Here is a 21628-nt window from a genome sequence, read left to right on the forward strand (position 1 = left end):
TGGTGAGGCGTTTATCTGCACCTATAAAAAAAGGAGCTTACTTAAACATGATGAATAATTCAAAAATCGCTAAAAAACATCAACAAATGCCTGTTAACATTCTTGCTGATATCGGGACCCTCGCAAAAACAATGCCAGATATTCTTGACTTATCGATTGGTGATCCTGATTTAATTACAGATGCATCCATTATTAATGCTGCTTTCGATGACGTTCGTGCCGGACATACTAAATATACCGAATCTGGCGGCGACGTAGAACTTATCGATGCCATTCGCGGTTATTTCAGTCGCAATTACGATATGTCTTTTGAACGCTCTCAAATCCGTGCAACAGTTGGCGCACTCCATGGTATGTTCTTGACACTTCAAACAATCCTTGATCCTGGTGATGAAGTCATTATTCATGAACCATACTTCTCCCCTTACAAAGACCAAGTTTTAAATTCAGGCGGAACTCCCATCATCATTCCAACCTATGAAAAAGATGGTTTTGCCATTAATGTAGATATTTTAGAAGCAGCAATTACTGATAAAACCAAAGCTTTAATTCTCAATTCCCCAAACAACCCAACTGGTGCTGTTTTTTCACCTGAAACATTTGAAAAAATAGCCAATTTAGCCAAAAAATATGATTTCTTTATTTTATCAGATGAGGTATATGATGGTTTTAGTTTCTATGAAGACTTTGTTCCAATGGCTAAATTCGCCCCAGAACATACTATTACATTCGGAAGTATGTCCAAAAATTTTGCAATGACAGGCTGGCGCTTAGGTTATATGATTGCTCCAACTTATTTAAATGAAGCAGCAAAAATAATCAATGAAGGGATTACTTATTCAGCTCCTACACCGTCTCAAAGAGCAGCTATTTACGCTTTGAATCATTCTGAAACACTAATTCCTTTAGTTACTGAAACCTTCCAAAAACGTCTAGAATACATCTCAAAACGTGTAGAAGAGATCTCGTACCTTTCACTTCATCCATTAAAAGGTTCCATTTACGCTTTTATTAATATTACGAAATCTGGAATGGACTCCGTTTCCTTTACAGAATATGTTTTAAAAGAAACACAAGTACTTGTTATTCCAGGCCTTGCATTTGGTGAGTCTGGTGATAATTATGTTCGACTAGCAGCCACTCAAGATATCAGCATATTAGAAGAAGCTTTCAATCGCTTAGCTAAATTAACATTCTAAAAAAAGAGTAAACTTGGAGGCAAATGGCGCTCTCTAAGTTTACTCTTTTTCTAATTTAAATTAATTTCCGCAAAAGATGAAACTACCGTAGCTTCTTTAGGAAATGAAATAGTTTTAGTTGCTTCATTAGGTACAATGTATACTTTTAAACCTGCTTCCATTGCTGATAATGCACCATTTTTCGAGTCTTCTATCGCAATTGCTTCTTCCGGTTTCACTCCTAAAGCTTCCACCGCTTGCGCATACAGTGCTGGATGTGGCTTAATTTCCTCCACATGATCCGCCGTTTGTATTGTTTCAAAGTCTTCTAAAATCCCCAATCGTTCGAGCGTCGATGCAATCCATCCGTAACCAGAACTCGTTGCAAGACCAATCTTATAGCCTCTTGATTTTACTTCTTGGAAAAACGCTTCAAAGCCATCTCGGAATCCAAGCGACTGTTGACCCGTGTGGCAAGCTTCTGCAACTGTAGTCAAAAATGCTTCTTTATCAAATTTTCCATTTGTTGCTTCCATCATATACGTAATTATAGGCTCTTCACTTGTCCCAATAATCTGCTGATAAATTTCATCTGGTAAATCAATATTATAAGTTTCTTTTAAATAGTTCATTGTTTCGCTATACCATAAATTCTCTGTATCAAGCATGGTACCATCAAAATCAAAAATTACTGCCTTCACATGCATCCTCCTAGTATAAATGATAGTTTTATTGTAACATAGATAAACTATTTAATAAATCTTCCAAAAAGGGTTGCTTTTTTACTAAAAAACGAATAATATTGAAGTTGTGGTTTTTAATGTTCGTTATTTACCATTTAGTAAGATTTAAAAAAAGGAGTGAAACACACGTATGTTTCAATTAAAAGCAAACGGTACAGATGTTAAAACAGAAGTTATCTCTGGTTTTACTACATTCTTAACGATGGTATATATCGTTGTAGTTAACCCGGCAATCCTTTCTGCAGCTGGGGTTCCATTCAATACCGTCTTCATGGCAACTATTATTTCCGCAGTTATTGGTACATTATGGATGGCGATTTTCGCTAATTATCCAATTGCGATTGCACCAGGACTTGGAATGAACGCCTACTTTGTCACAGTAGTTACAACACAAAAATTAGATTATTCGGTCGCATTCGCTGCGGTCTTTGTAGCAGGTATTATTTTCTTATTACTTTCCTTAACACCGCTTCGGGAAAAAATCATCGAAGCTATTCCGCACAATCTAAAAGCCGGAATCACAGCTGGTATTGGTCTGTTTATCGCTTTCTTAGGATTCCGAATGACTGGAATTATCGTTTCTAATGATTCTAACTTAGTAGGACTAGGGGATTTACACTCTCAAGAAGCCATTTTAGCTATCGTTGGTCTTCTGATTACTTTAATACTTCTAGCGTTAAACGTAAAAGGTGCTTTATTTATCGGAATGATTGCAACTGGAGTTATTGCTTTCTTTACTGGCGAACTGAAATTTACAGATGGAATTGTTAAGATGCCACCAATGCCAGAATTCGTTTTCACAAATCCACTCCACGCTTTTGGTGATGTGATGAGTTACGGATTATATGCGGTTGTCTTATCATTCTTACTTATCACGATTTTCGATACAACAGGTACCATGATTGGCGTTGCAAAAAAAGCTGGTCTGATGAAAGGCGAATCTTTACCAAATGCAAAACAGGCTTTAATGGCTGATGCTGTTGCAACAAGCGTTGGTTCAATGTTCGGGACAACACCAACAAGTGCTTACATTGAATCATCTGCTGGTGTTGCAACTGGTGGTCGTACTGGGTTAACCACTTTAACCGTAGCCATTTTATTTATGGTTTCCGCATTCTTTGCTCCACTAGTTGGCGCTGTATCAGGTATTTCTGCCATTACTGCTCCTGCGCTAATTGTTGTCGGGAGTATGATGATTGGTGCTGTAAAAGAAATTGATTGGGACACATTGGATGAAGCATTCCCAGCTTTCTTAGTAATCCTTGCTATGCCACTTACTTCAAGTATTGCTATCGGTCTTGCTTTCGGATTTATTTCCTACCCAATCTTAAAAGTCTTCACAGGTAAATGGCGTGAGCTTAACTGGTTCCTAATTGTCATTGCCGTCTTATTCTTCATCCTTGTCGCTTTCTTACCACATTAATAAATCAAGCGTCTACTAAAATATAAGTAGGCGCTTTTAATTGGACAAAAAACAACTCTTTTGCTATAAAGAAGAGAGAAACTAATTAGAAATGAGTTGAAATTGTCGTGTTTTTAAAATCATTCCTCGCTGGTATTGGACTTGCTATCGTAATTTTTTTAGCAAGCTTTTTAACATCAAGCTATACCTTATCCAGCTTATTTTCCATTGTGACAACTATCCTTGTGTTTGCATCGATTATTTTATCGGCTTTCGTTTCCTTTGGTGGCCGCAGTGGAAATCCTAGTCGAAAAAGCCAATTACGTTGGAGTATCCTGCTTTTAGTAGCCGCCATTCCTAGTTTCATCGGCTTTATCGTTACTTTTTACTTTTAAACAAAAAGAAGCATTCTCTTTTTAACCTGAGAATGCTTCTTTTTTTATTTTTCGAAAGCAGAAATAAAAGCAGGTAAATACTCTGGTAAATCTGGTGGGCGGCGACTTGAAATAATGTGGCCATCTGTTACGACCGGCTCATCATGCCAAATCGCTCCTGCGTTTGTCATATCATCTTTAATTCCTGGTGTACTAGTAACATTAACGCCTTCCAGAACTCCCGCAGAAACTAATACCCAACCAGCGTGACAAATTTGACCAATTGTTTTTTTCTCCTTATCAAAAGAACGAACCAAATTCAAAACACTATCAAATCGGCGCAACTTATCTGGGGACCAGCCACCCGGAACCAAAATCCCATCGTAGTCTTCTGCACGAACAGAATCAAAGTCATAATCAGAAGTAACTGGAACGCCATATTTCCCGTGGTATACCTTCTTTGCTTCTTCTGCTACCAAATGTACGGAGGCACCTTCCTCACGCAATCTAAGTACAGGATACCAAAGTTCTAAATCTTCAAAGTCTTCGCTAACTAGCGCAATTATTTTTTTACCTTTCAAGCTCATCTGAATCTCCTCCTATCCTCTACTACAGTATAACAACAACTGGACTGTTATTAAATTATTCCGCCTATAAGAAGACAAAAAAAGACGCTGAAAATAAACATTTCCAGCGTTGCCATCATGTTCGGTCGTCTGTGCATAACGGGATGAGGCACAAACATGAACTACATGGCCAATGAGATGAATGAAAACAAATAATGATTTTGGTGTCTAAACAGATGTCTGACTAGTTGCCATTCTATTGGAAGATGGATACACCAAAAGTCATTATAACCATGATAGGGTCTTATCCCCATGAAAATCACATTCGCAAATGAAACTTTCATCGGGATAAAACTCTTTCCTATAACTTATTTTACTATTGTTCTTGAAAAATGCAAGTAAATAAATGTAGATTTTTTGTGACGGACTTCCAAATCGGTCTAAATATCTTTGTTTTATCAGGTGTTTCCGTAAAAAAATAACAAAAAGAAACCAGTAGAGGTTCCTTTTAATCCATAACTTCTACAATCATCCAAGAAATAATTGCGACTAACGGAATTAATACCCATACATTATACCCAAGTAAACTAGGGCGAGCATTTGGCTTATCTTCTAATAGTTGAATTCTTTCACGCAAATCATGTACTTCTAGCTCTAAGTCTTGTACTTTATCTTCTAGCTCATACAAACGTTCTTCCATTTAAATCCCCTCCATAGTTTTTCTACCTTTTATTATACGTGAGGCAACATCAAAAACATCCTTCCATAGTCTGATTTATTGCTAATTTATTGTCATACTGTTCCCACCTTTGCTACAATAAAAGAAAACTATCAACTGTTGGGGTGGGAAAATGGAAATGCAAGTTGAAGAAGCTGTTGTAAAACTGATTTTGCATGGCGGAAACACACGAAAAGAAGCATACAAAGCAATTGATTTTGCTGAAAAATACCAGTTTGAGGATGCAGATAAACATTTACAATTGGCAGAAGAACAATTTCAAGAAGGCCATGTTTGGCAAACAAAGTTAGTATCGATTCGTGATGCAGAGTCCGTATCACATCCATCATTTTTACTAATTCACGGACAAGATCACCTAATGACCGCCCAAGCAGAGTTACAATTAGCTAAAAGAATTATTAAGCAATACAAGCATCAACAACGCTTAGAAGAACGTTTAACGAAACTAGAACAAGGAGCCCCTCAAGCATGAGAAGTAGCAGGGAATTGAAAATAACGCTCTTCTGTAAATACATTCGGACGCATAAATAATATATCTTCTGTTTCGATAATGTAAGCTGCATCAATATGTTTATCTTTTTCTGGTGTAAAAGAAAGATGAATAGTATCGATTTCCTTCGTTACTAAACGCTGCAAAACTTCTACTACATTTACTTTTTTAGTACTAATAATATCCAGTACGTATAAATCCGTCTCCTCTTGCTCGAAAAGAACAATTGTATCTAATTCTTCTAGATAATAAACGGCACTTTTTAAAGCAATTAATACGTAGAACATAAGCAAATCTTCACTATTTCTCACATCTAAAACTGTGGAAAGGCTTGCCCTGTTTGAAACAATTCGACTTATTAGCTGAAAATCCGATTTACTCGCTGGATTCAGCTTTTTTATTTGAGATGGTTGCTTTTTCAAACTAGTGGCATCTACAGTGAAACTACTTTCTTCTACTCGTTCAAAACCAAATTTAGGATAAAACTCAACTACTGAGTCATTCGCAAAAAGATAGAAAAAATCATACTCCGCTTCATATTTACTGATTACATGATTGATTAACTTTTGCGCTAAACCTTGATTTCTATAGTCAGGATGCGTCATGACAGTCCCAATTTGTAAAGCACGATAATTTTCCCCTTGGTAAGTCAGATCCATTTTGTTAATTGAAACATTCGCGATAACCTTCCCTTTATCTACGTAAGAATAACAAATATATTTATCATTCCAAAAACCTTGTTGATACCACTCTTCCAAATTGATTTCAAAAGTGCTTTCAGCCAGGCTATTAAAGCTTTCTCGGTATATGGAATTATCTTTGTAATCACTTATTAATTGATAACTCATTCATTCTATCCTCTATTCTTTCCTATAAAAATAACAGGCATGACATGAAAAAATGTCCTACCTGTTTATTTCTATTTAAGATTAACGTATCCCTAGTGCTATTTTTGCATAGCGTGACATACGATCTTTCGTCCAAGGTGGATTCCAAACAAGGTTAACATTTGTATCTTTTACTTCTGGGATATCACTTAATGCCATTTGCACTTGCTCCGTCAAAATCCCAGCAAGTGGACAACCCATCGTTGTAAGCGTCATTGAAACTGTGCAAAGTCCATCATCATCTAATTCAACATCGTATACAAGTCCAATATTCACAATATCAATACCTAGCTCCGGATCAATAACTTGCTCCAGTGCTCCCATTAAATTTTCTTTCAGTTGCTCATCCATGAAGTATATGCCTCCTTTTTGCCATTTTGTACATTTATTGTATCATATATGAGAATGATTTTCATTATAAGAATTTCTCGAAAAATCCTACCCCTTCAAGCATTCCTTCAACCGATACTTTATGTTTTGCATTATCATCTATTACAAACCGGACATTATCCGCCAAGCTTTCTTCTACAAGCGTTTGGTATAACTTTTCACTATAAGCAAAGGGAACAACATCATCCTTTTTACCGTGCCAAAGCAGTAGCGGACGTTCTTTTATTTTAGTGATATTTTGTGTTAAATCATATTTTTGCAGCGCAAGTATTCGTGCATCTACATCATATGGGAAACTCATCCCTTGTGAAGCTGCGTATTCCGATAATTCTTTTGCGAAATCAACGTAGTAGGCACTTCCCATCAAGCTAACTGCTACTTTGATTTCATCATACTGACCAAGGAGCCCCAGCGATGTAATTGCTCCCATTGAAACCCCGCCCACACCAATTCGACTAGCATCCGTTTTACCAGCTTTTATTAATTCATTTATAATTAAGGGGAATTCTTTAATATTCTCCTCAATAACATCCCAAAAGTAGATTGCTTGATCTTCTGGATTCGCATCCAAAAGTCGTTCTCCATGTAACTTAGCATCTGGTAATATTACGCGAAAACCTCGTTGGGCAAGTAAATACCCATAATGCAAATACAGTTCTTTCTGAGAGGTAAAACCATGATAAAAGATAATAGTTGGCATCATTTTATCCGCATTTTCACTATTGCTAATATGTAATACTGGAATATTTGCAATTTGTTCATTTTCAACTTGAATCATTGTTACGCCTCGTTTCTATAGGAATTATTAAGTGCTTGTAAAGGACTGAATCATTTACAAAACAGTAGCAAACGTCTATCATTAACTTGTGCCCTTATTTTAGCATGAAGGGGCAGTTTTGAACTAACCATATGAATTAAAGGAGCAAATTATGTCTAAAAAATTAATCGTACTTGATCTCGACGGCACCACACTTAGAGATGACTTAACCATCTCTTCTCATACGAAAAAAACATTAGAAAAAGCGCGTATGGCAGGCCATGAAGTAATGATAGCTACAGGACGTCCATACCGGATTAGCGGCTTATACTACGAGGAGCTTGAGTTAACTACACCTATCGTTAACTTTAACGGCGCTGTTTACCATCACCCAAGACTTACGACATTTTCAGAAGGTTATCACCACGCTATCGATTTACAAGTTGTTCGTGAACTACTTGATTTCACCAATGACTTTTCACTAGATAATATCGCTGCAGAAGTACAAGATAGCGTATTTTTGAAAGAAAGAAACAACAGTGTACCAGATACATTTCATTTAGGAACAGAAAATGTTGTTTTCGGGAATATTCGTGACACCATTCAATCAGACGCTACGTCTTTATTATTTTTTGGTAAACTAGATCAGCTTGATTTAATTAGCAAGCATCTAGATGAATCTCTTGCTGATGTTATTTCCCATCACACTTGGGGAGCCTCTGCTTGGCCAGCTGTCGAAATAATTAAATTCGGCATCCATAAAGCAATCGGTGTCCAAGCTGCCGCAAAAACACTCGGCTTCAACCGAAAAGATATTATTGCATTTGGTGATGAAAATAACGATTTACAAATGCTCGACTATGCTGGCGTTGGTGTCGCAATGGGAAACGCTACGGATTCTGTTAAAAACGTTGCCAATGCTGTTACAGCATCCAACCAAGATGATGGAATAGCTGTCTATTTAGAAGAAAATTTAAACTTATAATAAAAGCTGCAAAAAATGGCTTTACAAAAATTAAAATCTCTCATTTTTTGTGCCGCCATTTTTTGCAGCTTTTTTACATCATTTTATTTTTATACATTGCCATCGCTAATTTCTGATCTGCTTCTGAACGAAAATCACCAAATACGCTAGAAGTTTCCATTACATTAATAAATGCCTTCGAATCAAACTCCCCAACAATATGTGTAATATCGTATAACTCATATCGCGTGATGACCATTATCAACATTGCAACATCTTCTTTAGAGTAGCCACCCATTGCATCCACTACTGTTATTCCGCGAACCATATTGTCATGAATTGCTTGAATAACCGTGTCTGCATGCTGCGTCATAATCATTACGGTTAACTTTTGATGTCTTGTATGAATGATATCAATCACTCTACTTTGTACATACAAAGAAATAAGCGTATAAAGCGCGAATGTCCAGTCATAAGCAAAACCTGCAACAATAATGATGACACCATTTAGTAACAAGAAGTACTTTCCAAAAGAACGCCCAGTCTTAATCGTGATATACATCGCAATTATATCAAGCCCACCAGTAGAAATACCAAACTTTAAAGCTAAACCAATACCCACGGAAGCAATTAATGCTCCAAAAATGGCATTAAGCAATATATCATTTGACACATGCACTTCTGGAATAACAATCAAGAAAAAAGACATAAACGCAACTGTTAAAAAACTAAAAACCGTAAATGATTTCCCTACTTTTAGCCAGCCTAAAATTGCAACCGGAATATTTAACAATAGGACAAGTAGCCCCGTTGAAATAGAAATATTCATTGAATCTCGTAGCATGTCTGAACCCAATTGTGCAACCCCATTTAATCCAGCTGCATATACTTGTGCTGGTATTAAAAAGAAGTTCATACCAATTGCATTTAAAAGTGCTGCTATAATTGCTATGGCGGTTTTTTTAGCATACTCTTTATATACTATATTTGAACTCATTTTCTTCTCTCCTTTTTTGGCCCTAACATAACATACCAACTTTCTGGAGAAAAGAGAAGCCTTTTTGTTTAATTTTTTTATTTTTAGTCAAATAATGGATATCCGCCCGATAAATAGAACCCTAATGATACTGTCAGAACAACTACAATAACAAAAATCATTAAAAACATTCCTGTTGGTTTTTGCTGTTTTCGGTAGCTAAGTAACATTTCGACAACTCCGATAACAATAATTCCCATCAAAATTTTAAATATTGCTAAAATCCAACTTTGCTCGACACTATACTGAACCATCATAATTCCACTTAAAATAACTAAAATATAAAAAACACGATTAATCATTTGGAGCATTGTAAAACCCTTAGTTGATTTCGGATAGATAACCAAAGCTCCAATTGTTAGTACCACGATTGCCACCCAAGAAATCAAATGAATATATCCCCACATTTTCTTCTTCCTTCTTTCTCCATTAAGACTTCCTTACTTTATTTCGCAATGTACCAATGCGATCAATGGTAATTTCAACCAGATCTCCTTCTTGTAAAAAAGTTGGAGGATTCATTCCACTACCAACACCACTTGGCGTTCCAGTTGCAATTATATCACCTGGAACCAGCGTATGCCCTTTTGATAAACTAGAAATAATTTCCGTTAAATTAAAAATAAATTTTTCTGTGGAATCTGATTGTCTTAATTCACCATTTACTTTTGTTTCAATATGAAAAGTTGTCTCTTCTTTGCTATCATATGTTAATACACAAGGACCTATAGGACAACTCGCGTCTAAGCTTTTTCCAAGATAAAACTGCTTATGCTTTTTCTGAATATCCCTAGCAGTAATGTCATTAATAATTGTAAAACCAAAGATAGCAGATAAAGCTTCATCTTCTGGTATATCTCTAATTTCTTTGCCAATAATTACTGCTAGTTCTCCTTCATAATCAAGTTGGTGTGTTATATTTTGATGCAATTCAATCTCTCCATTATGAGGCAACAAACTATTAGCACTTTTTGTAAAAACTAATATGTCAGCAGGAACATCCTCTTTTGTTCCCATTTCTAGTACATGCTTATAATAATTTTTACCAATTGCCATAATGTTATTTGGTGGTAATAAAGGAATTTGAACTTCTACTTCTTCTATCGCAATCCTTTCTTTAACAGCATTCATATCCCGAATAATTGGTCTTTCTTTTATATAATCAAGTAATGTTTTGGGTGGATTCATCCAAAAAGATTGCGCTGGAATGATTTCATTTTCATCTGTTAAAACGCCATAATTTGATTGCCCTTTATAAAGATAGCTTATCCATTTCATTTAAAAACCTTCCTCTGTGTTTATTCGGCACATATGCTGTCCATCAAAAAAGTATAAGTATGCTTCGGATACTCGTTTTCCACTTATTGCCTGAATTGCTTCCGCGTAAAGCTTGATTTGTATTTGATAGCGATCTTTCATTACTTTTTCTGCTGCGTCCCAGTCAGCATACCTTCCAGTTATTTTATCCGTTTTATAATCGATTAAAATGATGGAATCTTCTTGATCAATCATACTATCGACAACCCCTTGAATGAGTACATGTTCATCTATATTCGCCTGTTTGTAAAGTTTAGCTACAGGAAGCAAATAACTAAATGGTACTTCACGCTTCACATGATCTTTTTCCAGAAGTACTTTTTCGCCTAGTTCTGATTCAAAGAAACCAAGAATTTGCTCTATATTAATAGCCTTGACTTGCGCTTCTGTCAAAATGTCTTTTTCTCTCATCTTTTGTAAAAGTTGCCTCACTTCGTTTATACTAGGTTTATTTTCCAGAGAAACCGCCTGCATTAGTGTATGCATGGCTGTACCTATTTCTGTTGCAGATAATTTGTTTTGTTGCAAGAATTTGGGTCTATCCAGTGATACTTTTTGAAATTCTTTTAATAGCGTCGTGTCACTCCAACTATCCTGCAAGGTAAATTGTCGTTTTAATTCCGTTACAGACTGTTTAGCGCGAATTTCAGTTGCTGCTTCATCTTTATACTGGTAGTTCATAAATCGCTCAATTTCATCCTTATATGCGCTTTGAACAGGCACTGGTTGATGAGCTCTTACCTTTGCCAACAAATTGTCTTGTTTACTTTCTGTTACTTCACTTGACCAAAACATTTCTTTTGTTTTAATTTCTATTTGGAGCAACATATCAGTTGGAAGTGGTTGAATGACCTCTTCACAAAGTAATTCTTTAAAACTAATATGACGAATTAGCGCATGTCCAATCCAATCCAAATAACACTTTGCCTTCGCTCTTATTGCTGCCGGTAAAATGGTTTCTTTTTCTTTTGCAACTTGTAGCCATTGTTTACTTGTCTTTTCAAAATCAGGAACAGTAGCAGTTAAAATTAATTTTTCTTCTGCCCGAGTGAGCGCTACATAGAGGACACGCATTTCTTCAGCTATCATTTCGCGCATTTTCTTTTGCTTCATTGCCTGTTGCATAATAGTTGGGTATACAATCATTTTTTCTATATCTCTGTAAGCAGATGCAAAACCATAGTCTTTGTCTAATAATGTTTTACTATAAATATCACGCATATTAAATTTTTTACTTAGCCCGGATACTATTACCACCGGAAATTCTAGTCCTTTACTCGCGTGGATAGTCATCATACGAACAACATCTTCTTTTTCACCTAGCGTTTTAGCTGTTCCAAGATCATCCCCACGAACTTCTAAACGCTCAACGAATCGGACAAATCGAAATAGTCCCCTGAAAGAAGTTTTTTCATACTGATTAGCTCTGTCGTATAAGGCTCTCAAGTTTGCTTGACGCTGTTTCCCACCTGGCAAACCACCGATAAATTCATAAAAGTTGGTTTCTTGATAGATTTGCCAAATTAATGAAGTTAAGTTCTCCCGAATGGACAGCTCACGCCAATTGTTTAATTGTTTTATAAACTCACTAATTTTATCTGCTGCTTCCGAAATAACACTGTCTTTAAAGGTTAGCAACGCATCAAAGAAATAGCCTTTTTTCTTCGCCATACGAATTTCTCCTAATTCTTCTTCTGTTAAGCCAATAATTGGAGACCTTAAAACAGCAGCTAATGGAATATCTTGATATGGATTATCAATTACTTTCAAAAGAGCAATCATTGTAGCCACTTCAGTTGTTTCAAAATAACCAGAATTATTATTGGCATAAAACGGGATATCTTGAAGCTTCATTGCCTCTTCAATATCAGGTGCGCTAGTCATTGCCCGTGCTAAAATGACAATATCTCGGTACTCTATTGGTCTATTCTGTTGCATTTTTTTATCATAGATTGGAAACTTATTATCAATCATTTCCCTAACTTTCAACGCAATAGCTCTGGCTTCTACTTGATTTTTTTGAAGTTCTTGTGGAGATAAATCATCATCTTCTGTTTCCTTTTCTTCTGTTTTCATGTCAATTAATAAAAGTTCTGTTGCCATATTTTTTGACTCAGGAAAATGAGAACCTAATGTTAATTCAGCCGCATTATCATAGTCGATTTCTGCCACTTTGTTGTCCATTAATTGATGAAAAATAAAATTTGTAACATCTAGGACTTCTTTTCTACTTCTGAAATTACGTGACAAGTCTATCCGTATGCCGCCACCTGTTCCGTCTTGTTGATATGCTTGATATTTCGTCATAAATAAAGTGGGTTCAGCTAAACGGAAACGATAAATAGACTGCTTTACATCACCAACCATAAATAAGTTTCCTTTTGTTTCATTCACTGTAGTTACTAGCATTAAGATTGTCTCTTGTACCATGTTTGTATCTTGATATTCATCAATTAACACTTCTTTAAATTGCTTCTGATAACTCTTTGCAACTTCAGACGGGGTGCCATCTTTTAGTAATATTTTTAACGCTAAGTGTTCTAAATCATTAAAATCTAAGACTCCTCGTTTCTGTTTTTCCTTAAAAAAGTTTTGTGCAAATTTTTTCACCAATTCACTTAAAGCTTTAATATCTGGTTTCATTTTTTCTAAATCTGCTAAATAATTAACTTCATTTCTGGAAAACCAGTCTATTAAAATATTTTTGATTTCTTTTTTTGCTGCGTCTCGAAACTTTTTCGTCTGTTCGACATACTCCTCATCATAATCACTTTTATTTTTGAGCGTGGGTATCCGCTTAAAATCAACACTTTTGATACTTATTTTCACATCTTCCCAACTATCCCAGTTCACTTGGGATAGCATATTGATTTGAGCCAAATCTCCTTCTAATGTACCAAGGTATGGTTCCGGTCCACCTGTGTCACTTGCATATTCTATAGCAGTCAACAAATCATTTTTAGCTTGGTTAATTCGAAGCTCAATATCTTCTTTAATAATCGGAAAATAAGGTAATTCGGTGATAGATGTAATATTATTTGTTTCATATAAATCCACTATTTTTTCTAACCAAATGTCTGGCTCAGGATTAGCTCTTGAAAAATCATATAGCTTTGATATGAGCAAGTGTAGTTCAGTATCTGTTCTATCCCCTGTAAATGAATCTACTAAATGAAAGAACGGATCATTATCTTTAATACCATATGCTTCTTCTAACAAGTCTTCTAGTACTTCATCTCTAATCATACTACTTTCAATTGGCTCAATTAAACGGAAGTTAGGATCAATGTCTGCTTCAAAATAATGTTTCCGAATAATTTCTAAACAAAATGAATGCAGTGTTGAAATAGAAGCATAATTTAGTAATGCCACTTGTTTTTTCAAATGCGCAGAATCCGGATTTTGCGCAAGAGCCTCCTCTAAAGCTTTGCCGATTCTAAATTTCATCTCTGCTGCTGATGCATTTGTAAATGTAACTATTAGTAATTCATCTACATTCCATTTAGCTGTTTCATCAATCAATTTTTCAATAATCCTAGTAACAAGAACGGCTGTTTTCCCAGAACCCGCAGCAGCAGCTACTAGAATGTTTTTTCCATCTGCTTGAATGGCTTTCCACTGGTCATCAGTCCATGTTGAGCTACTGGGTTTATCAGGTATATTTAGACTCATGCTACTGCGTTCCTCCTTCTATATCCATTTTTGTTAATATCGTTTCTGTTTTTTCATTTGTTAAATGTCTATATTGATTACTCGTCAATGATGGATCAAAACTACAAAATGAACGAAATCCACAAAATTGACATGGAGTTCTTTCTTTTAATTTGTACGGATTTATCGAAACTGCACCATCGAGAATTTTATTTCCAGCTTCTTGATATTTATTACGTACAAATTGACGCATTTTGTCAAACTCGTTTCTTGTCGCCGTTCTTGATCTAGCACTGAGTTCTCCATTTTGCTTGATTTCAGCTGGGATGATAGTCGATGATTTTCCTTTTTCAAGTGTTGTATCCATTAAGGAAACAGCAACTGGGTCAGAAAGAATCAATCCTTTCATTTTAGAACTTTTCTGTACTTCTTTAGCAAGCTGATCCTCCGTTAATTCTTTATCAGATTGAACAAACTGGTTATGCATATGGAAATAAAGTACTCCTGCTGGTTCCGCGTCTTTCCCAAGCATTTTCTGCGCGTTCATTACAACAATATCTAAATATGTTAACATCTGAAGCGCTAGTCCATAATAAACCTCTGTAAGCGCCAAATCATGTGAGCTAGATTTGTAATCAATAATACGTAGGAAAGTGCGATTATCCTGCTCTGCAACATCAATTCTATCAATTCTTCCTTGTAAAAGTAACTCACTATTTGATTGTAATGGTATTTTCAATGGTGGAATATCACCTTTTAACCCAAAATCCACTTCTAATCCTACTGGTCTAAAGGCACTACTTTTTGCTTGTTCATTTAAAACCGTTGTCGCTCTTGTAATTATTTGGAGTAATTTATATTGAATATATTCCATTCGCTTAGAGCTTAGTAAAATTTCATGTTGGATTTTAGGTGCTAGAAATGTCATTGCAATCTTTGCTAAGTGCTTACATTCTTCTACATTTAAGCTTCCCCAGTCCATATTATTGCGTTTCAACTCTGCTGAAATCCATTCCATCGCCGCATGAAAGATTTCTCCCATATCTACTGCTTGGAGTTGGAAATGTGCTCTTTCTTCTAATTTCAAACCATATTGAGCAAAGTGCTGGAATTCACAACTGAAAAACTTCTCCATTCTAGAAACACTTGCATGGATATTTTCACCAAATAAGCCTTTCGCTGTTGCTTCTTGTAAAGGCGCTGTTTTATTTTCATAATATAGGCTAGATAATACTTGTTTCGCCGTTTTAGATTCTTTCTTATCATCAAAGTAACTATTATATGCATCCCACCACACATTTGATACAGGATAACCACGTTTATACATCTGTAATTGGCTCGTGAGTAACCCTAATACAGCCTGTTTCGAGCGAATATAGCTACTTTGTTCTTCATCATTTAATAAACTTGGGTCTGTTAAATAAACTGCTTCACTCAAGTTTTTAAATTGTCCTTTTATTTTGCGAAGGTAGTTTGATTCGGTTAATACTTTTCCTTCCTCATCTGCAGCTGGATAGCTAAGAAACAGCTTATCACTTGGCAAACTAACTATTTTATAAGCTAATAGATCTTCTTCCCCAATATTATTTTTAGCGGATGCTTTTAAATTACTATTTTGTTCCCGTAAAAAGTCCCGGTCTTGATCTGATAAGATTCCTTTGTCTTTTTGACGCAGTGGCATCACGCCATCATTCATTCCAATCGCAAAAATAACTTTCATATTTAATAACTTGGCATTTTCCATATCGGATAAAACGACTTGATCTAATGCTGGTGGTAATAGAGAAAACTCTAGTGCATCCAGGCCAGTCATAACTATTTCTATAAAGCTAGTTAAGTCTAGCGATTCTTCTCCCAAAACTTCAACAAATTCATCCAAAAGTGCTGAAATAGAATTCCAAGCTTGCTCATGTTCACGTGCTAGTTCCAGATAGCCATTGTCTTCCGCTACCCTTCTCCAAGATTCTAAATGCTCCACTGCTTGGACTTGCTCAATATAATGGTATAAGGCTAGCGCAAATTCTTGTCCTGTACTTGCTCTAGTTAAATTCATTTCTAATGTTGAAAGTGGTATTACAATACGATTCCGCATTTCATTAATAATGTTTTGTGTACTTAACTCTTCATCTGTTTGAGGTAAAACATTGGTAGAGAGGCCTCGGATTTTCCGATAAATCCAGTCACCTTCTTTCTCCCACTTCCATTTATTTTGAATTCCATTTTCAAGTACATAGTTTTCCAGAATATCTGATTTACGGCGCATATCTGCTGCCTCTTCCGTAATATCAAAAAAGAACTCTGTTTTAACAGCTTGAAAAATTGGTTCATATTTCCAATTAAATTGAATTGCATCTAAGCTTGAGCGGATAAACTCAATAAATGGATGTTTAGCCATCGCTCGCTTCTTATCTATAAATATAGGAATATCATAGGCTTCCATTACTGTTTCAACTAAGACATCATAGTCCCCTAGATTTCTTGTTAAAATAGCAATATCTTTATAGCTATAACCATTTAAAGTAAGCTTTCGAATTTCGCGGGCAATCCCTTCTATTTCAGCACGTCTATTATTAGCTTGATGAATGCTTAAATTCGTTGCTTCCCCTTCAAAAGCTGCGAATTTATTTTGTCCCCAAGTATTAGTTAAAAACTCTAACGATACTGTTTTCGCTCGTTTATTTTCAGTTAGTAACTTATCTTCTCCTACATCAATATTATTTAATTTAGCTATTTCTAATAAAGCAAGATATGTTTCTGTGCTCGCTTTAAACATGCTATATTCTTCTAATCCTTCTCGAATGTTAGGGACATTCAATGTAAGTGAAACAGTCACTTTATCGCATTTTTGCATTAATCTTTCTATCACAGTTAATTCTTGCTTAGAAAAAGAATTAAATCCATCAATAATTATTTCTGTGTCATTTAGATAATCACTCTCAGTAATTTTTTCAGCTAAAAGCCTTAAATAATCCTCATTTTCAAGAAATTTACCCGTCAACAACTCTTCATATTTTTGATAAATCAATGAAATATCATGCACTTTATTAGTTACGCTTGTCGGTAACGTTCTGGCGCTTTCCTCTAAATCATTAATTGAAATCTCTTCTTGTTTCATTTCTTTAAATAAATTGGCAAGCTCTGTATAAAAGCCTTTTCTAGAAGTAGCTCTGGAAAAAACTTTCAATTCTTCTTTTTTGTCTAAAGCTGCCTTTCGGATAACCATTTCAATGCCTGTTTTACTTAGGAATGTTTTAGATAATCCGCCCGTTTCCTGAAGTATCTTCCAGGCAAGCCTACTAAAACTAAAAATTTGTGTTCCCATCATCCCTGCAAGTTTTCCCTTTTTCAAAAAATGAGTTTCCATTTGAAAAGTCATTTGATCTGGAACAATAAAGATATACGTTTTTGAATTTTGTTTAATTTTTGCCCCTACTTCATTCATTAGATGTGTTGTTTTGCCTGTTCCTGACCTTCCAGCAATTATTTGAAGTGTCATATCCTCACCACCGAACGTATGTTTTTATTTAGTTTACCATATTTATGCTATCTGTCCAGAACTTTTTTCGAAGGATTTTTCCCTTTAAAATTTATAAAACAGCCCAAAAAAACTAAGATAGCTCTTACTATCTTAGTTTTTCATATATTCTACTCAAAAGCCAGCATTTCCTGTTGGATTTTATTCATTTTTTCTGTTAGTTGGATGAATTTCGCTTTGTCCCTATTATCGAGAGCCTCATCAATTTCAGCTCTAAGTTGTTCTAATTTTCTCTCTTCTAGGAGCATCGTCAGGAAGTATTCGATAAAAACATTTGTTAATTCTTTTTCTCCTTTAAGGACGCCCACCTGATTCATCAATGAATTAGAAAAATCACGCATTTCCACGACTACCACTCCTTCACTCGTATTTATTACAATTAAAAACTGTAATATCCTAAGAAAAAACAGAAAACAGTTAGAAAATACAACTTTACGAAAATCTAATGACTTGTAAATTCCCATGTGCTATAATGACAAAAAATAGACTCGTAACTTACTTTGGTGCTTAGTTGTCACTTGAAATTATTGATTTGGGCGATGATTTTAGGTCACTTCTTAGACATAAATACAAACATAGGAGAGTTGAATGAAATGAAAAAAGAACCAATTAGTACTCAGTTTTATGAAGTAAACCCGCACACGATGATTATTTTCCCGAAAAAGTCAGGAAGTATAGTCTATTCAGAAATTTATGAAGTTGATTCTCAGTATACTTCTAAATTTACCCCTTTTGAGTTAATTAAAACCAGCTGTAATTTTTTCGGTTCGAGCTATGATGGACGTAAGGAGGGCACTAAGCATCTGATTGGCGTTACCCATAAGCCACCTATCATTATCGATCCAGTCACGTCCACTTATGCATTTCCAACTGCAGCACCTAGTACATCAGAGTGCATTTGGATTTTCCCGCAGCACATTAAAGAATACCAAACAGTGGGATATAATCACACTTTAATCAGATTTTCTAATCAACAAACTTTTGAAATTGATATGTCTTTAGCCTCTTTTAATAATCAAATTGCTAGAACTTCCATGCTACATATGAAATTTTCTCAAAAAATGCGTATGATGGAGAGTAATTTCCCTTCAATGAATATGTTTTTCCCACCAGCCACACTTGCGGCTGAAACAAGACGTTATTATAATACAATGATTTTGGAAAATGATGATCCAACTAATTCAGACAAGTCCAAAAGTTAAAGAAAGACCAGCTATACAAGTTGATTTGTATAGCTGGTTTCCTCAATTATTTTTTATTCTCAATCGCGTCTGCAATTCGTTTTAACATTAATAATTCTTCTTCTGAATATGTATATGGTAATTCTAAATACCATTTCTCTAGTTCTGGATTACCAATTAAAGGAAAGGCATTTACTGAATTTTTTTCTCGTAACCCTGCTACATCATCTAATAGGAAATCTGTTGTTGTTCCAAGAATTTCTGCTAGTTTAGCCAAAATAAAGATTGGCGGCCGGTGGTTATCGTTTTCATATTTACTAATGGTTGATGCAGTTGTACCAATTTTTGCTGCCAATTGCTTTTGGGTTAATCTATTTTTCTTTCGTAAATGAATTAACTTTTCTCCAAATTCCAATATGCCCACCTCACTTCTTTTCTATTATAGCAATTTTTCAGTAAGAATTCGAGAAATCAAAAAAGAAATCGCCTTTTTTGTTTCAAAAGACGATTTCCGAATTTTATACAGTTGGGTTCTTGCGCAAAAAGCCAATTAATGCTGCACTGATTAATGTTCCGATAACAATAGCAATAATATAGAACCATGGTTGAGATACTAAGAAGATAACGAATACCCCCCCATGAGGTGCTAATACTTTAATATTCAGGAACATAACGATTGCACCTGTGATTGCACTGCCGGCGATAAAACTTGGAATCATCCGGAGTGGATCTGCTGCCGCAAAAGGAATTGCGCCTTCTGTGATAAATGACGCTCCTAGAATAGAATTTGTCAATCCTGCATCACGTTCTTGTGCTGTAAATTTATTTTTAAAAACAAGTGTTGCGACAAATGTTGCAAGTGGCGGAACCATTCCTGCTGCCATTGTAGCTGCCATAATAGCACTCCCACCTGTTGCCACACTTGCTGCTAAGGTTCCTGTGGCAAAGATATAAGCTGCCTTATTAATCGGGCCACCTAAATCTGCCGCCATCATTGCACCTAGTAACAATCCAAGAATAACTGCATTTGTACCACTTAAACTATTTAAGAAATCATTTAACCAAGTATTTAGGGCACTCATTGGTACATTCAATAGCAACATTAACAGCCCGACTATTAGTACGGATAAAACCGGATAAAATAGTACTACTTTGATTCCATCTAACGTTTTCGGTAATTTTTTCAGTGCTAACTTTACTAATTCAACGGCATAACCTGCTAAGAAACCTCCTACTAATGCGCCAAGAAATCCTGCTCCACCAACAGAAGCAACCCCACCAGCTACAAACCCAGCTACAAGTCCTGGTCTATCCGATATACTATAGGCAATATAACCTGCAAACACTGGAAGCATAAATCCGAATGCCACATCACCAATTTGTTTTAACAATGCTGGGATTTCATTATACGAGCCTAATTTAGCAAGCTGATCTTGTGGTACTCCGATTAATTGGTCTAACATGAAAGCAATCGCAATGGCAATACCGCCTCCAATAACAAACGGAAGCATATGCGAAACACCGCTCATTAAATGTTTATAAATTTGTTGTCCAGCTGAAAGACCATCTGAACTACTAGTTGCTTCACTACCTTCTTCTGCTTTATAAACAGGTGCTTTTCCTGAAATCGCCTCGTTTATTAGCTCTTCTGGTTTGTGGATTCCTGCAGCGACTGGTTTAGCAATAAGATGTTTTCCATCAAAGCGAGGCATATCAACTTGTACATCTGCCGCGATAATAACACCATCTGCTTCAGCGATTTCTTTATCAGTCAATCGGTTCTCTACACCTCTTGAACCATTTGTTTCTACCTTGATTTTCACGCCTAACTGGTTAGCTGTTTCTTGTAATTTCTCTGCCGCCATATACGTATGTGCAATCCCAGTCGGACAAGCAGTAACAGCCACAACTGATTTACCAGTATCTACACTTGAAGTTGGAGTAACAATCGTTTCTTCTGTGTCTTCTTGTTCTTTATTGAAAAGATTAATTACTTCTTCAGGTGTTTTAGCATCTTTTAAGCTTTGAACAAAAGCTGGGTGAACTAGCAATCTAGAAAGTGCCGCTAATGTTTCTAAGTGGGTTGCATTTGCACCATCTGTTGCTGCAATCATGAAGAAAAGGTGTGCTGGTTGACCGTCTAAAGAATTGTAATCTAATCCATTTTCACTTTTCGCAAAAACCACGGTAGGTTCATTAACTGCTTTTGTTTTTGCGTGAGGCATTGCAATTCCTTCACCAACACCGGTAGAACTTTGAGCTTCACGTTTCATGATTTCTTCTTTAAAGAGGTCCGCATCATTAATTTTCCCTTTGGTTTTTAAGGAAGCAATCATTTCATCAATTGCCGCTTCTTTTGTCGTTGCTTTTAAAGACATAATCATAACATCTTTATTAAGTAAATCCGTAATTCTCATT

20 protein-coding genes and 1 pseudogene are annotated in these 21628 nt (G+C 35.7%); 6 read left to right on the forward strand and 15 right to left on the reverse strand.

The window, feature by feature from the left end; all coding sequences use genetic code 11:
- Positions 1-50: 50 nt before the first annotated feature.
- Positions 51-1199 (forward strand): pyridoxal phosphate-dependent aminotransferase, encoded by a 1149-nt coding sequence (locus tag CKV67_RS11630; RefSeq protein ID WP_014093568.1) that lies wholly within the window; start codon positions 51-53, stop codon positions 1197-1199.
- A 50-nt stretch (positions 1200-1249) separates the two neighbouring features.
- Here CKV67_RS11630 and CKV67_RS11635 read toward each other — a convergent pair whose 3' ends face one another.
- Positions 1250-1879 carry an HAD family hydrolase gene (locus tag CKV67_RS11635; RefSeq protein WP_014093569.1) on the reverse strand — a complete coding sequence of 210 codons (630 nt, stop codon included), beginning with the start codon at positions 1877-1879 and terminating at the stop codon, positions 1250-1252.
- A gap of 172 nt (positions 1880-2051) precedes the next feature.
- On the opposite strand from CKV67_RS11635, the gene CKV67_RS11640 reads away from it, so the two are divergent.
- Both CKV67_RS11640 and CKV67_RS11645 read left to right on the forward strand, forming a co-directional pair.
- Entirely contained in the window at positions 2052-3344 is a 1293-nt protein-coding gene (locus CKV67_RS11640) for an NCS2 family permease (RefSeq protein WP_014093570.1), read from the forward strand.
- A gap of 107 nt (positions 3345-3451) precedes the next feature.
- Positions 3452-3718 carry a hypothetical protein gene (locus CKV67_RS11645; protein WP_014093571.1) on the forward strand — a complete coding sequence of 89 codons (267 nt, stop codon included), beginning with the start codon at positions 3452-3454 and terminating at the stop codon, positions 3716-3718.
- Positions 3719-3762: 44 nt separating this feature from the next.
- Here CKV67_RS11645 and CKV67_RS11650 read toward each other — a convergent pair whose 3' ends face one another.
- The 3 genes and pseudogenes from CKV67_RS11650 to CKV67_RS11660 all read right to left on the reverse strand — a co-directional run bounded on the left by CKV67_RS11650 (position 3763) and on the right by CKV67_RS11660 (position 4963).
- Positions 3763-4284 (reverse strand): type 1 glutamine amidotransferase domain-containing protein, encoded by a 522-nt coding sequence (locus CKV67_RS11650; protein ID WP_025280063.1) that lies wholly within the window; start codon positions 4282-4284, stop codon positions 3763-3765.
- Between the two features lie 161 nt (positions 4285-4445).
- Positions 4446-4776, reverse strand: a pseudogene (locus CKV67_RS11655) (hypothetical protein).
- On the reverse strand, positions 4772-4963 hold the full coding sequence (locus CKV67_RS11660) for a hypothetical protein (RefSeq protein WP_014093573.1): 192 nt from the start codon (positions 4961-4963) through the stop codon (positions 4772-4774). Before CKV67_RS11660 ends, CKV67_RS11655 begins: the two are co-directional and overlap by 5 nt.
- A gap of 151 nt (positions 4964-5114) precedes the next feature.
- On the opposite strand from CKV67_RS11660, the gene CKV67_RS11665 reads away from it, so the two are divergent.
- Positions 5115-5474 carry a PTS sugar transporter subunit IIA gene (locus tag CKV67_RS11665; RefSeq protein WP_014093574.1) on the forward strand — a complete coding sequence of 120 codons (360 nt, stop codon included), beginning with the start codon at positions 5115-5117 and terminating at the stop codon, positions 5472-5474.
- On the opposite strand, the gene CKV67_RS11670 is transcribed toward CKV67_RS11665, so the two are convergent.
- The 3 genes from CKV67_RS11670 to yjfP form a co-directional block, all read right to left on the reverse strand.
- Positions 5465-6340, reverse strand: coding sequence for a GNAT family N-acetyltransferase (locus CKV67_RS11670; protein ID WP_014093575.1), 876 nt, complete (start codon positions 6338-6340; stop codon positions 5465-5467). The two genes, CKV67_RS11665 and CKV67_RS11670, sit on opposite strands and share 10 nt — an antisense overlap.
- A gap of 81 nt (positions 6341-6421) precedes the next feature.
- A complete protein-coding gene (locus CKV67_RS11675; RefSeq protein ID WP_003720638.1) occupies positions 6422-6730 on the reverse strand; it encodes a metal-sulfur cluster assembly factor in 309 nt (102 codons plus the stop codon).
- Positions 6731-6794: 64 nt separating this feature from the next.
- Positions 6795-7547 (reverse strand): esterase, encoded by a 753-nt coding sequence (gene yjfP, locus CKV67_RS11680; RefSeq protein ID WP_014093576.1) that lies wholly within the window; start codon positions 7545-7547, stop codon positions 6795-6797.
- A gap of 151 nt (positions 7548-7698) precedes the next feature.
- Here yjfP and CKV67_RS11685 point away from each other — a divergent pair, with 151 nt between their 5' ends.
- Positions 7699-8511 (forward strand): Cof-type HAD-IIB family hydrolase, encoded by an 813-nt coding sequence (locus CKV67_RS11685; RefSeq protein ID WP_014093577.1) that lies wholly within the window; start codon positions 7699-7701, stop codon positions 8509-8511.
- Between the two features lie 73 nt (positions 8512-8584).
- On the opposite strand, the gene CKV67_RS11690 is transcribed toward CKV67_RS11685, so the two are convergent.
- The 6 genes from CKV67_RS11690 to CKV67_RS11715 form a co-directional block, all read right to left on the reverse strand.
- The gene (locus tag CKV67_RS11690; protein WP_014093578.1) at positions 8585-9487 is read right to left on the reverse strand and encodes a YitT family protein; all 903 of its coding nucleotides are present in this window, start codon (positions 9485-9487) and stop codon (positions 8585-8587) included.
- Positions 9488-9570: 83 nt separating this feature from the next.
- Entirely contained in the window at positions 9571-9933 is a 363-nt protein-coding gene (locus CKV67_RS11695) for a YisL family protein (RefSeq protein WP_014093579.1), read from the reverse strand.
- A 22-nt stretch (positions 9934-9955) separates the two neighbouring features.
- Positions 9956-10804, reverse strand: a complete 849-nt coding sequence (locus CKV67_RS11700) for a fumarylacetoacetate hydrolase family protein (RefSeq protein ID WP_025280064.1) — start codon at positions 10802-10804, stop codon at positions 9956-9958.
- Entirely contained in the window at positions 10805-14515 is a 3711-nt protein-coding gene (gene addA, locus CKV67_RS11705; protein WP_025280065.1) for a helicase-exonuclease AddAB subunit AddA, read from the reverse strand. It abuts the gene before it with no gap.
- 1 nt (position 14516) lies between these two features.
- On the reverse strand, positions 14517-17990 hold the full coding sequence (gene addB / locus CKV67_RS11710; RefSeq protein ID WP_025280066.1) for a helicase-exonuclease AddAB subunit AddB: 3474 nt from the start codon (positions 17988-17990) through the stop codon (positions 14517-14519).
- Positions 17991-18139: 149 nt separating this feature from the next.
- Positions 18140-18493 carry an IDEAL domain-containing protein gene (locus CKV67_RS11715; protein WP_095075145.1) on the reverse strand — a complete coding sequence of 118 codons (354 nt, stop codon included), beginning with the start codon at positions 18491-18493 and terminating at the stop codon, positions 18140-18142.
- Positions 18494-18622: 129 nt separating this feature from the next.
- Between CKV67_RS11715 and CKV67_RS11720 the strand changes: the two genes are divergently transcribed.
- Positions 18623-19231 carry a competence protein ComK gene (locus CKV67_RS11720; protein WP_014093583.1) on the forward strand — a complete coding sequence of 203 codons (609 nt, stop codon included), beginning with the start codon at positions 18623-18625 and terminating at the stop codon, positions 19229-19231.
- A 46-nt stretch (positions 19232-19277) separates the two neighbouring features.
- On the opposite strand, the gene CKV67_RS11725 is transcribed toward CKV67_RS11720, so the two are convergent.
- Together CKV67_RS11725 and CKV67_RS11730 are read right to left on the reverse strand one after the other, a co-directional pair.
- Positions 19278-19625 (reverse strand): helix-turn-helix domain-containing protein, encoded by a 348-nt coding sequence (locus CKV67_RS11725; RefSeq protein ID WP_003749261.1) that lies wholly within the window; start codon positions 19623-19625, stop codon positions 19278-19280.
- A gap of 103 nt (positions 19626-19728) precedes the next feature.
- Positions 19729-21627, reverse strand: a complete 1899-nt coding sequence (locus CKV67_RS11730; RefSeq protein ID WP_014093584.1) for a PTS fructose transporter subunit IIABC — start codon at positions 21625-21627, stop codon at positions 19729-19731.
- Between the last annotated feature and the right edge of the window lies 1 nt (position 21628).

This window comes from Listeria ivanovii subsp. ivanovii, from assembly GCF_900187025.1.
In the GTDB taxonomy this organism is placed as follows: Bacteria; Bacillota; Bacilli; order Lactobacillales; family Listeriaceae; genus Listeria; species Listeria ivanovii.

Excerpts from the sequence above, each read along its gene's own strand:
- CKV67_RS11630 (WP_014093568.1), top strand. The coding sequence starts at position 51 with ATGAATAATTCAAAAATCGCTAAAAAACATCAACAAATGCCTGTTAAC.
- CKV67_RS11640 (WP_014093570.1), top strand. The coding sequence starts at position 2,052 with ATGTTTCAATTAAAAGCAAACGGTACAGATGTTAAAACAGAAGTTATC.
- CKV67_RS11650 (WP_025280063.1), bottom strand. The coding sequence starts at position 4,284 with ATGAGCTTGAAAGGTAAAAAAATAATTGCGCTAGTTAGCGAAGACTTT.
- CKV67_RS11660 (WP_014093573.1), bottom strand. The coding sequence starts at position 4,963 with ATGGAAGAACGTTTGTATGAGCTAGAAGATAAAGTACAAGACTTAGAG.
- CKV67_RS11665 (WP_014093574.1), top strand. The coding sequence starts at position 5,115 with ATGGAAATGCAAGTTGAAGAAGCTGTTGTAAAACTGATTTTGCATGGC.
- CKV67_RS11670 (WP_014093575.1), bottom strand. The coding sequence starts at position 6,340 with ATGAGTTATCAATTAATAAGTGATTACAAAGATAATTCCATATACCGA.
- CKV67_RS11675 (WP_003720638.1), bottom strand. The coding sequence starts at position 6,730 with ATGGATGAGCAACTGAAAGAAAATTTAATGGGAGCACTGGAGCAAGTT.
- yjfP (WP_014093576.1), bottom strand. The coding sequence starts at position 7,547 with ATGATTCAAGTTGAAAATGAACAAATTGCAAATATTCCAGTATTACAT.
- CKV67_RS11685 (WP_014093577.1), top strand. The coding sequence starts at position 7,699 with ATGTCTAAAAAATTAATCGTACTTGATCTCGACGGCACCACACTTAGA.
- CKV67_RS11690 (WP_014093578.1), bottom strand. The coding sequence starts at position 9,487 with ATGAGTTCAAATATAGTATATAAAGAGTATGCTAAAAAAACCGCCATA.
- CKV67_RS11695 (WP_014093579.1), bottom strand. The coding sequence starts at position 9,933 with ATGTGGGGATATATTCATTTGATTTCTTGGGTGGCAATCGTGGTACTA.
- CKV67_RS11700 (WP_025280064.1), bottom strand. The coding sequence starts at position 10,804 with ATGAAATGGATAAGCTATCTTTATAAAGGGCAATCAAATTATGGCGTT.
- addA (WP_025280065.1), bottom strand. The coding sequence starts at position 14,515 with ATGAGTCTAAATATACCTGATAAACCCAGTAGCTCAACATGGACTGAT.
- addB (WP_025280066.1), bottom strand. The coding sequence starts at position 17,990 with ATGACACTTCAAATAATTGCTGGAAGGTCAGGAACAGGCAAAACAACA.
- CKV67_RS11715 (WP_095075145.1), bottom strand. The coding sequence starts at position 18,493 with ATGGGAATTTACAAGTCATTAGATTTTCGTAAAGTTGTATTTTCTAAC.
- CKV67_RS11720 (WP_014093583.1), top strand. The coding sequence starts at position 18,623 with ATGAAAAAAGAACCAATTAGTACTCAGTTTTATGAAGTAAACCCGCAC.
- CKV67_RS11730 (WP_014093584.1), bottom strand. The coding sequence starts at position 21,627 with ATGAGAATTACGGATTTACTTAATAAAGATGTTATGATTATGTCTTTA.